Origin of the sequence: Paenibacillus sp. 481 (genome assembly GCF_021223605.1) — a bacterium.
Lineage (GTDB): Bacteria > Bacillota > Bacilli > Paenibacillales > Paenibacillaceae > Paenibacillus_B.
In genome coordinates this window covers 4909666-4926326 of sequence record NZ_CP075175.1, presented here as the reverse complement: position 1 = coordinate 4926326, position 16661 = coordinate 4909666, and the positions used below count along the sequence as shown (strand labels likewise).

The window sequence follows — 16661 nt, the reverse complement described above, 5'->3', positions numbered from 1 at the left end:
ATGTTATATTACTCCTACTTCACAACTTTCCACACATCAGCTTTACCAGGCTCTTCGCCTTGTGTCCACCAGCGTGCTTCATAGTTGACGCCTTGATGAGCAACTTTATTACCACCTACATATGCTTTGCTGCTCTTCCAATCTAGTACAACGCTACTTAACAGCTTCCAAGCATCGGAGCTATCTGGACGGTTATTTTGTGTCCAATGCAATGCCTCATACTCAAGTCCATTAAATTGAACTTTATTTCCTGCAACATAGACCTTGTTCCCATCCCAAGTCGTTGTGCCAGTGCCACCGTTGCCGTTGCCACCGTTGTTACCACCACCATTGTTGCCACCGTTGTTACCGCCATTATTATCAGCTAAAGTCGTAACCGTAATCGGTGCGGAAGCTTGCGACTTCAGGCCAGTGGAATCCACTGCTTTTACAGTGTACGTATACGCCGTGCTTGCTTTCAAACCAGTATCCTTAAATGTAGTGTGATTAGCTGAACCACAGAGGATGCCATCACGATACAATTCGTACAAGCTTGCTGACCCTACAGCATTCCAGTTGATTTCAGCACTAGTAGACGTCAACGCTTTACCTGTCACATTGCTAGGAGCAACTGGTGGCAATGGTACGTTGGAACCGTCACTAACGAGATTCACGTCAATAACTTGATAGAACGCCATTGGCGTATCTGCGATTTCCCATACACCCAAAATCAAATGATAGCCAGTACGATCCGCTGGCACCATGCAATCGTGCGATACTTTTTGATTCGGCTTTTTGCCACCATCATTATAGTAACAGAAAGGTTCTGCTTCCAAATCCGCACGCGTCAGCGCCTTGTTCGGATTCCAATCCTTTTTCGTTATGTAATATTTCCACTCTCTTGTTGCGTGCTGAGCAGTAAGATGCCATTTAAACGTATTTTTACCTGTTTGCAACGTTACTTTTTGCCAGCGGTCTGCTGTTTGCTCATAAAGCTCTTTAAAAATACCGCCACCTGTAATTTCGCCATCCTTAGGTCCACCCTTAGGGAATTGGCCAAGCGCTTCAATGCTTTGCGGTTCGTATTGAACAGCGCCGCATTTCACGTTAATAGCCTGCTTACACATTACAGCACGGCTGTTTGGCGATTCAATAAAACCGTGCGCGGATGCCTTCTCGGCAAATCCTAGCGAGCTAATTCCTAACAAGACGAGCATACCGCATGTGATAAGCAGCGGCGAAACCTTTACCTTAGTCAACATGCTTTTCAAAACATGTTGTGTGTTAAACGAATTAAAATTATTCAAATCATTAACCTCCTAGTCAATTCAACGCTATTTGCGATTATTTAGATGATCATGTAATTATGGCTTAAACTCTGATCATCAATGTTATGTAAACTTCAATCGCCTCCTTACAAATGTGATTATATTACAAAAAAGGTGGATTTGATTTAGTTCGATATCACTATATTTATGTCACCTTATCATTATTTTTTTGCTGCTACTTTGACATTGTCACGTTTCCAGTCATATTTTCATATTTTCATAGGCAGTTCGGATTATTTTTCATTCATCGTGCACATCGTAACGAAAAATTAAATTTTTCTTATTTTTCCGAACTGAAAATAGGTATTTGTGCCCATGCAAATTTTTACCTTTTATATGTAATATATAGGGTGCTTATCCCTTGGTTTTTAATGGTTTGTAAGCAAATGAAAGGGGTGGTTGTTTTCCGGTTACTTTCAATGTTGCAACGCTAACTCAGCTCTTATTCAACGGTACGATTTCACACGATTGTCTGCATCATGTTGAGCGCTCTCTCGTTTTTCCGAAATTCATTTGGACAAGGAGGCCACAACTTGAAAAAGCACTCTTACCGCAAACTTTTAGCCAGCTTACTTAGTACGACTTTGGTGGCTAGTCTCATCTTCCCTGCTCTTTCGTCTGCCGAAGCGACACCTGCTTCCGATCAACGTAGTCCACTCGCCGATACGAGGACGACACCTCTCTTTGGACAACATTCTGACCACCGTTCTCTCTACTTAACGTCCTTGCTGGACACTAACCAGCCCCTTAATTTTGTGCCACTCTCAAGTGGAACTGACCTGATTACCGTCATTGTTGAACTGCACCATGAACCCGTAAAAGTGATGGAATCCAAAGCCAAACAGAGTAAAATCGCGGTGCCTGACAATTATGCTGCACAGTTCGCCCTAGAACAAACGACATTTAAAGACGCGCTTAAAGAGCGACTGAACTTGCAAGTCCAGCATGAATTTACACAAGTACTTAATGGCTTCTCATTGAAAATAGCAGCCAATCAAGTCCAGAAACTGCTTGATCTGCCTGGTGTTAAAGCCATACATCCAAATGAAGAGTTTAAAACACTTCCAATTGAAGCGCCTGCTGAAGAAGCCGATACGATTACCCCCTTCATGGATAAGAGCTCGAAACATATCGGTGCACAATCCTATTGGAACAGTGGATTTAAAGGCAAAGGCATTCGTATCGGAGTAATCGACACGGGCGTAGATTACAATCATCCGAGCTTAAAAGGTGCGTACAAGGGCGGCAAAGATTTTATTGACTTTGATGATGATCCCTTTGAAACAAAGCCTGACCCAAAACAGCCGCGTGCTGAAACCGACCATGGCACACATGTTGCGGGCACGATTGTAGGGCGAGGCGACCCTAACAACCCGAATAGCCCGACTGGCTGGGTACAAGGGGTTGCACCCGAAGCTGATTTATATGCATACCGCGTACTTGGCCCTTTTGGCAGCGGTACAACCGAAAGTGTTATTTTAGGAATTGAGCAATCCGTTAAGGATGATCTGGACATTATTAACCTGTCATTAGGTTCATCCTTGAACTTCCGCTACTCACCAACGTCTAAAGCCGTGAACAATGCGGTGTTAGCCGGAGTTACGACCGTCGTTGCCAACGGAAATGCAGGACCGCGCGAAGCGTCCGTAGGAAGTCCTGGTAACGCAGACTTAGCTATCTCTGTCGGTGCCTCTACCTCACCAACGGATGTGGATGTGTTTCGTGGGGCTAAAGCCTCAACTTTATACCCAATAAAATTTCGGAATTCTTCCGATTTGGCCAAAAGCAAACCGTTGCAGGTCATTTTCGCCCAAAATGGTAGTGTGAAGGACTATGAAGGCAAAAATGTAAAAGGCAAGCTCGTGCTCGTATCCCGTGGCGCTATAGACTACAACGATCTAGCTAAAAACGCCACCGCAGCGGGTGCGGCAGCACTGCTTGTACACAATAATGACCCTGGGGATTTTCGAGGTCATTTAGCGAGTAATGGAAATTCCGTGCCGACGTACAGTATTTCCTTACAAGCCGGCCAACAGTTGAAAAAGGAGTTAGATGCAGGCCTGGCTTCGCTAACATTTGAAACGCACAAAGAAGCCGACCAACTCGCAAGATTCAGCTCACGCGGCCCTGCATTACCCGACTATCAAATTAAGCCTGACATTGTTGCACCTGGGGTAGCCATTCGTTCGTCTGTCCCTGCTTGGGACAATAACTACAAAAATGCTTATGCAGAATTCGGCGGGACTAGTATGGCCGCACCTCACATTGCTGGAGCTGCAGCGCTCGTACTGAACAAAGCTTTAGCTGAGCATAATTTCCTTTCACCGGATGAAATTAAATCGTTGCTGATGAATACAGCTAAACCACTTGAAAGTCGACAAGGCAAGGTGCTTTCTATTACCGACCAAGGTGCTGGCCGAATCGATTTGACAAAAGCTAGCGAAAGCCCTGCTACCGCTTATGCTCATTCTGTCACAACCGCAACGTATGGCCAGCAAGCGGAAGATTATTATTCGGGAAGTGTCTCATTTGGGCATGTCGATGCTGGGGCAACGATTACGAAGCACGTTATCTTGCAAGACCTTGCTGGAGAAAGTCAGGAATACACCGTGGAAGCCACTTCATTACATCATTCCTCCATCGTGCCAAAGCCTAATAAATCTCATTATACGGTGCGGGCTGATGAAGATGTCGAGATAAAACTATCCCTACATGTCCCTAAAGACGCGGCGGATGGCGTGTACGAAGGATTCATTACGCTAACCGATGAATATAGCGGCGATTCCATCCAACTGCCATACACCGCTTATGTGGGCGACAAGTACGCACTTGCTCCGATCAAACAATTGCGTTTTTCTCCGTCTATTTTCTCGCCTAACGGGGATGGAGAGAATGATTCTTCAAGTATCTCGTTTACAGCGTACTCAAAAGTGAATGGTTTTTCACTTTCTGTACAGAACGCCGTGTATGGCGATTTAGGCCATATCTACCATAATCCAAATCCAACATTGCCGGACACTTACCAAGTTAACAATTGGAAAGGCACAGCCACGAAGGATAACAATCAAGTTGAACTTCCAGACGGACAACATGAAGTCGTTCCTGTGCTACATCGCAATAATGTGAAGCTGTTTGACGAAAGCAGAAAAGTGATTATTGATCGTCAAGCTCCACAGTATGTGCTAGATGCACCAAGCGCTAGAAACCATCCACAAGACCCGACAAAAGCAATCATTTCAGGTAAAATCCAATCCGATCTTTTGTTGGATATTTACAAAAATTTCCCTAAGAACTTTTTTATTGGTGCTAATGTGATCGTGAAGATCAACGGCAAAAATGAAAGATACAACGGCACCATACAAGAAAACGGACAGTTCTCGATCGTCGTACCTCGTGTCGTAGACAACAATGAATATGCACTGTTCGTGTATGACTACGCAGGGAACGGCATCATCAAACCGGCCCAACTATTAAAATACGATAGCTCGCTGACTGCCTCCGAGCATGCAGCAATCGAAGTCGAGCAAGCTAATCTGCTTCCTAATACAGTTGGCCCGATTGCATTGAACACAGAAGTCTACTCTGGTTCTAGAGCTGCCGTTGATGTCAAATACTCAGTCACAGACGCGGTATACGCCGCTAAATTTACCGTAACGCACGACGCTAGATTGACACTTGCGAGTATCGAGCCAAGCGTCCAGCTCGCTGTTTACGGTCCGTCACCTACTAGACATCCAGATGTTATTTTAGCTGGCGGTAAAAAACAATTCACCTATGACATTAACTTTACAAAAGGCGGTTTTAAAGGAGCAGGCTCTTTAGCTCAGCTCACTTTCCAAACATCAAATGAAGGTACGTACCCCATTGAGCTGACACAAGTACAGCTGCTGAATGAGGCCAAAAAACCGCTGCCAATTAAGACGTTGGGCCCTGCAAATGTAACTGTTAAGCGCACGTACACGCCTAGACCTGATCGCCGCTCTGATTCAGGCGGGAGTTCATCAAGAGCTACGACTACGTCAACAACTTCACCTACAACGGTGCTGAAAGTCCGGACTGGGAATTTGACTGAAGTGAAGGAGTCTGGCAAGACGAACGCGAAGCTGGCGGTTGACTACAACGTATTGAATGCACAGTTGAAAAATAAAGATGTGAAACAAGCGCAACTTGATGTGTCTGACGTTAAATTCAATAAATACAATCAAGTTGAAATTCGTGTGGGAAGCGCGATAACAAAGTTATTGACGCAATCGAATAAAGATTTATTGCTTAGCGGCGATGGCTTCGAAATCGTAATCCCGATCGCAGCTCTCCCTGAATTAATCGGAGCGGACGGTCTCACGCTTACGCTATCTCTTACAGATAAGGACAGCAAACTCAGCTCAGCTGACATTCAGCAAAGCGCAGCAGCGCTCACGATTCGTGCAGCGAAGTCATTAAAAGAGCCGCTTAAAACACCGCTGCTCGTTGCCCTGAAAGTGCAAGCTGATGCAAGGGATGCGTTAAAGGTCGGTGCTTACACGCAAGCTCAAGCTCTAGCCCAACCACAAGCTACTGCAACACCTGCTACTACAGCAACTAAAGTTGCCGACAAAGCAACAGGTGTATGGACCTACCTCGAAGCAGGAACGAAAGCAAAAGATAGCTATTTACGTTTCAAAGCGTATCAGTACGGTACTTACACGTTAGCGAAATACAGCAAGACGTTCTCGGATATTTCGTCGCACTGGGCAAAAGCAGAAATTGAAGTCATCGCAGCCCATCATTTGCTGAAAGGTAAACACCAAGAAAGTACGTTTTACCCGAATGATAAGTTGACGCAAGCGGAGTTTGCAGCACTGCTTGATCGCTTGCTCGGTACAGGTGTAACGTGGGAACAGCGTAGTAAAGACAGAGGTGCTCACGATGCGATTACACGTGAACAAGTCGTTGTCAAACTGGGTGAAGCATTGAAGGCTGATTTCACCAAAGTGAGCCGCAGCGTGAATTTTAGTGATAAAGACAGCATTTCAACTGCATCGCAAAGCGCTGTCGCTTATGCGGTGAGCAGTGGCTTTATCCGCGGAACACATGACAACAAGTTCAACCCGCAAGGCATATTAAGCCGTGCCGAAGCAGCCGTTCTCTTGTATCGTGTGCTGCAATCGTTACAGCAAAAATAGTGCTTAACTAACCGCGTACAACAAATTAACGGCCGTGTTCATCGGTATCATACCAATGAAACGGCCGTTAATTGATCGTAATCTCATGTATTCTTTGATAGTCAAATGACACTAGGCTATAGCGAATATTCGCATATTGCCTATGTACAGACATGTTAAAACTCTGACTTAGGCTTGCGTGGTTGAGGCTTCACTTTATTTTGCACAGCTGGCAAGTGTTTCATGCTTCTCAGCATTGGACCTTTACACATTGGGCAGTTGCTTTGCTCTTCACCTACAAACTCATCTCTGATCCAAACTTTACAGTCAGCATTTTTGCATTTTAAAATTTTCGTAAGTAACAATTTCGGTGGTGTGTCATGACTAGCTGCCAAATTCATTACATCCCTTTCATCAAAACAATCATAAGCAGTAACGACTAATATACCATTTAACTTTATCCGAAGTCAAAAGATTTGATTCAGAAACAACAACTATATTTTTTGAATGGAAAAAAAAGAGTGTTTTAGCTCACTCGGCTGCATAGCCTTACAATCCACTCTTTTAAATCGACTAACCTCCAATGTAGCGGTTTGGTGTCCGTACCTACGACAATGATAGGAACGTGGGAGTCCTGCTTATGCAACGAACCGTGTCCTCCACCATTCACATGTGTCGGTGATCCTTCCCCGACGAATTCATAGCCAGGCTTGGCAGTTACGACCAGAAAAGAACCGTCGTGGGAATGTAAGGCACTGTACAGTCGCGCGAGCGCATCCGGATAGTTACCGTAATGAATTTGTCGCATATGCTGTACGTCGTTATTTTGCCCATGCCCCCTTTGACCTTTTTCGTGATTAGCTTCTCTTCCATCAACACGAATATCCAATAGTCCGGTATTTCCCTCTAAGCTCCATCGCTGCCCGTAGCTGTCCTTGTAAGGACCGTTTGGACGAAAGATTAGCCGTTTGCTGACCGACGTAGCTGCTGACAGGCCAGCTTTTTCAGTTGACTTCAATCCTGACTCACCCGCTACAACATGAACATGCTCACCTTCCTTCCACGCAATCACATCAATACGCCCTTCCCGCTGCATATGACGAGCTAATTGCGCGAGTGGAAGCTGCTGCTGCTTATTCACAGCATAAATATACGCCATCCGTTCATTTACCGCGGCTACAATTTGACTGTCTGTATGGATCAGTTTCCCTGGACTGACAATGTGGTAAGGCTTTACGACATCCCGTACATCAATAAGCGCTTTCTTGCGGTCTTTGTCGATATGAGTCTGACCGGAGTCACCTAGTACAATCCAGATGTGCTGCTGCATAGCTTCATCCCATGAGCGAAACGCGGACAGCATGCTTTGCAACTGGCGGTCGGCTTTTTCGATGCCTTCCAACGCTTGAGGCCCATCCTTATGTACCCGATGATCGTTATCTGGAAAATAGACGACCGCTAAATCAGGATTGTGCCCTTGCTTACGCAGATGCAACCACTCCTCTGTCGAAAACCGATCATTCAGCCCATAGCTTTGCCACGGCTTGGCATTACGTCCATTTGCGGGATTCATTTGCGATAATGAAGCTAAAGATAGCCATTTCGGAGCGAGTGTCGTCCAGCTGTCGGCTATGCCTGTCGTGCCTGCCACCGCTTTAGGTAAATACAGCTTATGCGCTTTATTACCACGATACACTAAGGCGTTGATTGAGGCCGAAGTTTTTCCAGACGCATGAAGTTGCTCATGGATCGTCTGCACTTGTTTGTTTAAATGAGTGTTATTTAAATGGAAAATACCGTCCTCAAGTACTTGCTTTAAACCTTGCTTCACACTCTCCCCTAGTCCTGTTCCATAATTAATAACGCGGTTCTCTCGTTGGCTGTACCAAATTAAACCTGGAATATGGTGCGAATTCGGATTTTTTCCTGTGAAAAGGGTACTATCTACGGTTACCGACATCGTTGGAAATGCACTAACTGCCTGCGGGACATAGTAACCTTTTTTAATCATATACGCCAGTGCTGGAGCACGGCCTTGGTTGATTGCCTCTTGCAGCGGCTTGTCCATCAAAGAATCAATAATAAGCAGTACGACTTTGTTCGTCCTGCTAAGATTTGAAATCGTGCTGCTATTGATGCGTGGCTTTGATTGAGATTGCTGTGTATAAGAGCAGCCTGAAACATTTGCGAACAATACCGTTACTAACATAATAACTACGAGATACACCGTAAATGCCCATCTTGTCATCCCTTTGTTGCCTCCACTGTTTACGTTCGTTGTGTTAGTATGTGGCGGTGAAGTTGAAATCATGCAAAAGACGTGAACGATTCGTCCATGACTTCCGCGGTACGGTGCTCATGGTTCTGTTCACGTCTTGTACAGTCTGCATGCGCAAACATGCTAGGTTTTTTTAATAATGTGGCGTCACTTTTCTATGCTGTTGCAGCCATTTGTCGATGCCGAACGGATGAATCGTGAATGCATCGTAAAAGGCAGCTTCCCGCGCAGAAAGTGGAACAAAATGAGATAGCTGGAGACTCGGTTCTAAAAAAGTGTTGTCTCTGATTGAGAGATCCGACGTGCTGCTGGGGGACGAAGAAACGTGGATTTCAAGTGAGATGGTCGGCTTGTCGCTTACAATTGGTAAACTTACAATCGGTATTACAAGCTCAAACTTCCCTTGGGGGATCGTAAAGGAAGAGACATGGTCGCCGCTTAACACAACGTGACATGTTCTTGCTTCCGCATCATTATGACCATGTATGGCAAAGGCATGTAGTGGGTTCTCTTGATCATGTTGAATGTGAAAATACCACCTATCAGGTACCGGGCAATTAGCCTTTACGTTAGCATATTGTATAGCAGGAGATGTACCAAATATGTCATCCTTTTTTAAATGATGTACTAAGCCAACAGCTCCTTGTTCACGATGAAACATGACATAATAATGAATCCAAGTATTTGATATGGCTCCGTAAAACGCCTTCGACGTTCTAAAAATTTCAGTTATTCCTACTGTTCCAAATTGCGTGTGTCCCTTTGCTTCCTGATGAATCCGATGATTTGCCCAGAGCTCATTGATGTAACCGATTAAATGCTGTTTACCGATTCGTATCCATAAATTATAGTCCATGCAAAAATCGTACGATTCATCAATGCCGCCAACATCAATGAGCGTCTGCTTACGTAAAAATGCAGCGGGTTGGCAAATCGAACAAATCTCAAACATCGTACGTAAATCATAAGGTTGAACGTCAAAGGAGTGCACGAAGGCATTACGCTCATTAATGACGTTGGCGTTGCCGTATACCATGCTCCAATGAGGGTGGGTGTGCAACGCGTGAACGGCCTTGCGAACAGCTCCAGGAAGATACGTATCGTCAGAGTTGAGCCAGCCAATGATGTCACCTTTGGCCATGGCAATCCCTTTATTAATCGCATGGGATTGCCCGCGATCACGTTCAGATACATACGTAAAACGCCGATCTTTTTGTCGATAGTACTCCAGTATGCTTATTGTATCATCTGTAGATCCACCATCTATGACGATACACTCCAAATTCGGATAATCCTGATTCAAAATGCTGTCGAGCGTGTACCGGATAAATTGGGCTTGATTGTATGAAGGCGTGATAATACTCACTAACGGATAGCGACTCATAAAATAGCTCCCTCCATCAACTTTTTACGTATTAAGCGCTAACGATTATGATGTAGAGCGATGGTTCGTATACCATGAAATGGTCTGTTCCAGTCCTGTTAGCAGCGAAGTCCTAGCCTTAAATTGAAATCGTGTTTCTGCCATCGATGTATCGAGGCAACGTCGCGGCTGACCATCTGGCATATCTGTATTCCATGTTATGATACCTGTATATCCTGTGAGCACTTTGATCCATTCAGCTAGATCACGAATACGGATTTCTTGTCCCGTTCCAATATTGACCGGCTCAGCGCCCTCATAGTGTAAGGACGCTAATACAATCGCCTCGGCCGCATCCTCAACATACAGGAACTCTCGCGTCGCATTTCCTGTTCCCCATAATGTAACTTCTGCGTCACCTCGTTCTCTCGCCTCGATACATTTGCGAATTATCGCAGGAATCACATGTGAAGACTGCAAGTCAAAGTTATCACCGGGCCCATACATATTAACAGGCAATAAATAAATCCCATTTAGCCCATACTGCTGCCTGTAAGCTTGCGCTTGAACGAGCATCATTTTTTTCGCGAGCCCGTAAGGTGCATTGGACTCCTCTGGATAACCATTCCATAGATCCGTTTCTTTGAACGGAATGGAGGCGTGTTTCGGATAGGAACAAATCGTACCGATCGCTACAAATTTTTCGATATGATGCAATCGCGACTGCTCCAGCAGTTGTGTTCCCATCATCAGATTATCGTACAAAAAAGACCCTGGATTTCGTAGATTTGCCCCGATCCCACCTACTACTGCTGCTAAATGAATCACCATTTCCGGTTTCCATGCATGAAACATGGCTATAATGTCAGCTTCTTTGCGCAGATCAAATTGTGTGCTTCGCGGGACATAGACTTTCGTACAACCATGCTGCTTTAGTAGGTGTACCACTTGTTGGCCTAGAAAGCCCGCACCGCCTGTAACAACGATACGCATACTGGCTATGTCCATCCAGACACCTGCTTTCCTCCATTTCTATCTACTATAGTTTATGAGAAATAGCTCAGTTGTTCACGGCAGTAGTTCAACCACGATACTCAACACCGTACAAATATTTTATCGCACGCAGCGAATTACCGAATGATGTTGATCATCTACAATTTGATATTTGAAATTAAGTCCAATATTGAGATCTTAAACAAGCTTCAACGATAACGCCTATGCATATTATGGAATCAGCTAAACTCATGTAGAGTGCTGGAATATGTGATCACTTGCGATCGTACATCAACTGTACATACATGAATGAGAGGAGCGAAGATAAAGATGCCCGCAACGATAACGGGAACCGTATTTAATGACTTGAATCATAATGGGCAATTTGACGCTGGAGAACCCGGAATACCGAATGTCTTTGTTGTTTTATTTAGTAACGCGGGTGGAACTTGCTCGTCTACGCAAACGGATGCCAACGGTAATTATAGTTTTTCTATTGCGGTTGCAGGTACGTATACGGTTTATGAGCCTGTAGCTAACCCAGGAGCCACTTGCCCACCTACAACTTTTACACAACCTAGTGGATTTACGATGTCAAATGGCCCGCGGAAACTAACCATAACCGTAACCGCAGCACAGGTGAGTGGAAATGCCACTATTGCGAATCAAAATTTCAGTCATGACACGGTCAACAATCCGCTATTCTGTAGTACAACAATGATTCAATTTTCCGGTAGACCTTCATCTTGGTTTAACATTAACCTTGTAACAGGTACAGCCATTCTCCAAGGTACGGTTAATCCACCTCTAGACATAAATGCTATCGGATACAATACATTGGATAATTACATTTATGGATATGATCAGACTACTAACCATATCATTCGTGCAGATAGCAGCGGAAATGTGACCACTTTATCCCCGCTGCCACCTGGATTACCTGCGGATATTTATAATGTAGGCACTTTTGATTTGAACGGATTTTTGTATATTTTCGTAAATAATGGAACAAGATTTTATGTGGTGGATCTACGGCCAAATTCTGCAACTTTTTTGAAACTCGTTAATCCTGCAAATGGATTTCAAGAGCAGACCAGTAATTTTGGTATTGCCTTAAGCAGAGCAGCAAATATTAGTGATTGGGTATATCGAAAAGCGGATGGAAATTTATACGGGGTTGCACCTACAGGCCCTGTACAGAGAATCGTCCCTACAACGGGAGCGGTCAGCAACATAACGACAACCCCACTTGTTACGAGTACCTCCTTTGGTGCAATGTCAATCGATTCCACCGACACCATATACGCCATTTCTAATAACAATGGAGTCATTTATAGATATACGGTTGTTGGTAATAACGCAACCGTGTCACCATTCTCCACAACGGTCACCACTTCATTTAATGATGCAACGATGTGCCAACTGGCAACAGTAAATGTAGACTTTGGTGATGCGCCTGATACGGCTGCTGGAAATGGACCGAACAATTATTCGACCTTACTCGCTAACAATGGACCCCGACACCAGCTAACCAATCGACTGTTTCTAGGAACTCAAGTTACGGCCGAAGCAGATGCTTTTCAAAATCCTACTGCTACAGGCGATGATATTTCAAAAGGTATTCAAGATGATGGCTTAATCGTACCTCTTCCAACTATTCCGATCGATGCAACCAGTTATTCGTTAAATGTAACAGTAACCAACAATACAGGAATTGCTGCCAATTTATATGGATGGGTTGATTTTAATGATGATGGCATATTCCAAGCCAATGAAGCCTCACCTGTTCAGATTGTACCTTCACAAGCTGGAACGCAAACGGTTCCGATCACATTTTCGGTTCCTTCAGGTGTAACGTTATCTTCAGGTCAGACCTTTGTAAGACTAAGACTCACAACGAATAATCTTGTCAATCAAAATACGATTCCAACTGCAGAAGATACGAGAAGTTTAGGACCGGCATCAGATGGAGAAGTCGAAGATTACATTGTACAAATTGCTGCGCCAGCGGTGCTCACGCTGACCAAATCAGCATCTTCGCCCACAGCGTTTCCGGGAGACGTTGTGCTGTATACGTTCACCGTAACGAATCCAGGTAGTGTTACCTTGACGAACGTGCGCATTGAAGACTCATTGCTTGGATTGATCGATACATTATCCAGCTTGGATCCAGGGGCTACTATCAGTCTGAATGTTCAATTTATCATCCCGCCGGGCACGCCTGCTGGAACCGTCATTAGCAATACAGCAACCGCTACCTCCGATCAGACGGCTCCTATTATCGATACCACCCAAGTTACGGTGCTGGCGAGCTTCAGTCTGGCCGTTACGAAAACGGCGAACCAAATTGCTGTCGCGCCCGGCGATTCGCTTACCTATACAATTACGGTAACCAATACATCTAACGCTCCAGTCACGAATGTAACGGTAACAGACGCGTTAATCGGTTTTTCCCAAGTCATTCCTTCGTTGAACGCCGGACAATCTCAAACGTTCTTGGTGCCTTTCACGGTGCCTCCTGGAACAGCTGCCGGAACCGTGTTCACGAACGAAACGGTCGCCACTTCCAACGAGACTGCTCCTGCATCCGATACGGCGACCATCATCGTTACGCCGATTCCGAACGTATTTATTTTCAAAAACGTCAATCCGCAGATCGCCGCGCCAGGAGATACGGTGACCTACACGATTACAGTCTCAAATCCGGGTAATCAGACGCTAACGAACGTGAGAATTGTCGATCCGACGCTGAACATCGATCAGACGTTTGATGCGTTGAACCCCGGAGACTCGATTATTATCACGCAGCCGTTCATCGTTCCTTTAACCGCGATGCAAGGTGACACCCTCGTGAACGTATCAACCGTGACGACGAATCAGACTGGGCCGGGGCAATCCAATGCGGTTGTGACAGTCATTAGCGCACCGGATATTTCGGTAACAAAATCGGTCTCACCTACACAGGCAGCTATTGGTGACACCGTTACCTATACGTTTATCGTGACGAACACAGGTAATACGCCCTTGTCGAACGTGCTGCTATCCGACTCACTGCTCGGACTTAGTCAATCGATTGGCACGCTTGCCGCAGGAGAATCCCAAACCGTTAATTTCCCGTTCGTCGTTCCGAGCACAAGCGCCAATCCTTTCGTCAATACCGTGACTGCAACGGGCATTTCCGGTACGCAGATAGTACAGGACAGCGACTCTGCTTCCCTTGTATTGTTGCTTCCCAGCTTTACCGTAACCAAATCCGTTGATCAAGCGCAAGCCAATCCGGGAGATACGGTATTTTTCACGATTACGGTCATCAACACCGGTGGCGTCACATTGACCAATGTCGTTATCTCCGATCCAGTGCTGTCGTTCCTTAACACGATTCCATCGCTCGCGCCAGGTGCAAGCGTGATCGAAACGATCCCGTTCATCATTCCGGACGATGCGGTGGCTGGCTCGAGCTTTAGCAACGTCGTTACCGTGACCCCAACAGAAACCGGGCCACAGCAAGGAACGACAACGGTAACGGTGAACGACGTTCCCGCGATCACACTGACCAAGACGCCAGATCGGGACAATGCGCTACCGGGAGACACGATCACATATACCATTACAGTCACTAACACGGGTAATATTCCATTGACGAACGTTATTGTCAGCGACGTGCTGCTCGGTCTAAGCGTCACTATCCCTGCGCTGGCAATCGGCCAATCGCAAAGCTTCACACCTACGTTCACCGTCCCTGCGGGAACGCCTATCGGTACCGTCATCACGAACGTTAGCACTGTCGTTTCCGACCAGACCACATCAGTGGAAGCAACGGCTAAAGTTCTAATCAATCCATTGCCGCCGGAATTGACGGTCGTGAAGACGCCAGACCGCGTAACTGCCGCTCCAGGTGATACGGTTACGTACACGATCACGGTGACCAATCCGGGTACCGTCATATTGACCAACGTCGTATTGAGCGACGATACACTCGGCATCTCTCAATCGATCGATACACTTAATCCGGGAGAAAGCCAGCCGTTCACGTTTTCTTTCATCATTCCTACTGGCACACCGAACGGTTCCGTTATTACGAATGTAGCGGTGGCCATATCGGATCAAACCAATCCCGAACAAGGCACTGCATCAGTAACGGTTGACCCGAGCCCAAGCTTGCAAGTGACCAAAACGCTCAATCCAACGCAAGCCGTACCGGGCCAAACGGTAACGGCAACAATCTTAGTACAAAATACGGGCAACGTCGATTTAACGAATGTCGTCATCACGGATCCGACGCTGAATTTCCGCTCTGTCATTCCGTCCTTAGCTGCCGGATCAATGATTTCCATTCCGATTCTTTTTGTGATACCTAACGTACCAGCAGGAACCGTATTGACCAATACCGCTACTGCATCTTCCGATCAAACAGTTCCGACATCTGCAACGGCATCGCTTACCGTGCTGCCAATGATCCAAGAATTAAGCTTGCTTAAACAGGTCAGTCCATCCGTTGCATCACCTGGCGACACCGTTACGTTTACGTTCGAAATTCGTAATACATCGAACGCGCCACTTACCAATTTACGATTCATAGACGATTTACTCGGTATCGATAAGACAGTTGACTTTATTCCAGCAGGGCTCTTCATAACGCTGTCTCGTACGTTTACGATACCTGCTAACACGCGTGGTGGAACCGTAATTGTGAATACGGCGGTAGTAAGCTCCGCTGAGACCGCACCGGTTACCGCAACGGCTCAAGTCACGGTGCCTGCCAATCCAAGTCTTACAATCAGCAAGACGGTCTTTCCACCTGTCGCATTCCCTGGGGAAATCGTATTTTTCCGCGCGGAAGGTATCAATACTGGCAATGTACCGCTAGTGAATCTTCGCTACTCTGACCCGCTGCTCGGTATAAGCGGGACCATCGTGTCACAGGATGTCGGAGTTGTCTTATCGCTAATCATTCCGTTTACCGTGCCACCTACCGCGATTCCTGGAGAAAAGATAGTCAATACGGCACTGGTTGATTCAGCTCAGACCGGATCACTAAGCACGTCGGCATCCGTCAATGTCGCAGCCCTTCCAATTACCATCACGAAAAAAGCAGAGGCCAAACAAATATTCGTCGGTGATACGGTCAGATTCACGATCACAGTAGCCAATACGAGCAACATTGCAGCTAACAATGTCGTACTCAACGATTTATTACAGCAGGGCACGACATTCGTGCCACATAGCGTAAAGATTGACGACCACCGCGTTCCGGACGCTAATCCGGAGAATGGTATTCCGCTTGGAATTGTAGCTCCCGGCCAGTCGATTCAAGTTTCGTTCAAAGTGAAGCAAACGTTTTTGCCGCCTAGTGGAAAATTGCTTAATCGAGCTTCTATTAGCTTCCAGCTAGCTAATTTGCCCCAAAGGTTTACATTAAACTCCAACATCGTGGCCATAATCGTGGAAGAGCATCAAGAGTAAATGGTAGAAGGAGGAAACTATGTGGGTAGCCTCCTCCCTTTTACAATAGTGTGCATATAGGTCCGCATATGTCGATTTCAAAAGGTAAATAAAAGGTTAAGTCAGGTGAATACAGA

Annotated in this window: 7 protein-coding genes and 1 pseudogene; 3 read left to right on the top strand and 5 right to left on the bottom strand. The window is 45.8% G+C overall.

All coding sequences use genetic code 11. The annotated features are described in order from the left end of the window. Nucleotides 1–14: 14 nt before the first annotated feature. Nucleotides 15–1286, bottom strand: coding sequence for a lytic polysaccharide monooxygenase (locus tag KIK04_RS21535; RefSeq protein WP_232275686.1), 1272 nt, complete (start codon nt 1284–1286; stop codon nt 15–17). A 554-nt stretch (nt 1287–1840) separates the two neighbouring features. Here KIK04_RS21535 and KIK04_RS24265 point away from each other — a divergent pair. Further along, the gene (locus KIK04_RS24265) at nt 1841–6469 is read left to right on the top strand and encodes a S8 family serine peptidase (protein WP_269670970.1); all 4629 of its coding nucleotides are present in this window, start codon (nt 1841–1843) and stop codon (nt 6467–6469) included. A gap of 155 nt (nt 6470–6624) precedes the next feature. Here the strand turns inward: KIK04_RS24265 and KIK04_RS21515 are convergent, their stop codons facing one another. From KIK04_RS21515 to KIK04_RS21500, 4 genes are all read right to left on the bottom strand, one after another. After that, the gene (locus KIK04_RS21515) at nt 6625–6849 is read right to left on the bottom strand and encodes a cold-inducible protein YdjO-related protein (RefSeq protein WP_232275684.1); all 225 of its coding nucleotides are present in this window, start codon (nt 6847–6849) and stop codon (nt 6625–6627) included. A 125-nt stretch (nt 6850–6974) separates the two neighbouring features. Further along, nucleotides 6975–8696 (bottom strand): alkaline phosphatase family protein, encoded by a 1722-nt coding sequence (locus tag KIK04_RS21510; protein ID WP_232275683.1) that lies wholly within the window; start codon nt 8694–8696, stop codon nt 6975–6977. A gap of 163 nt (nt 8697–8859) precedes the next feature. Then, a complete protein-coding gene (locus KIK04_RS21505) occupies nt 8860–10110 on the bottom strand; it encodes a glycosyltransferase family 2 protein (protein WP_232275681.1) in 1251 nt (416 codons plus the stop codon). Between the two features lie 45 nt (nt 10111–10155). Next, a complete protein-coding gene (locus tag KIK04_RS21500; protein WP_232275679.1) occupies nt 10156–11097 on the bottom strand; it encodes a GDP-L-fucose synthase family protein in 942 nt (313 codons plus the stop codon). A 294-nt stretch (nt 11098–11391) separates the two neighbouring features. On the opposite strand from KIK04_RS21500, the pseudogene KIK04_RS24490 reads away from it, so the two are divergent. Further along, a pseudogene (locus KIK04_RS24490) lies at nt 11392–14235 on the top strand (DUF7507 domain-containing protein); the annotation flags it as partial. Between the two features lie 69 nt (nt 14236–14304). Next, on the top strand, nt 14305–16545 hold the full coding sequence (locus tag KIK04_RS24485) for a DUF7507 domain-containing protein (protein ID WP_442951189.1): 2241 nt from the start codon (nt 14305–14307) through the stop codon (nt 16543–16545). The last annotated feature ends 116 nt before the right edge of the window (nt 16546–16661 follow it).

What these genes read in the sequence shown, in the direction of transcription:
- KIK04_RS21515 (WP_232275684.1), bottom strand. Translation starts at nt 6,849, where the DNA reads ATGAATTTGGCAGCTAGTCATGACACACCACCGAAATTGTTACTTACG.
- KIK04_RS21500 (WP_232275679.1), bottom strand. Translation starts at nt 11,097, where the DNA reads ATGGACATAGCCAGTATGCGTATCGTTGTTACAGGCGGTGCGGGCTTT.
- KIK04_RS21505 (WP_232275681.1), bottom strand. Translation starts at nt 10,110, where the DNA reads ATGAGTCGCTATCCGTTAGTGAGTATTATCACGCCTTCATACAATCAA.
- KIK04_RS21510 (WP_232275683.1), bottom strand. Translation starts at nt 8,696, where the DNA reads ATGACAAGATGGGCATTTACGGTGTATCTCGTAGTTATTATGTTAGTA.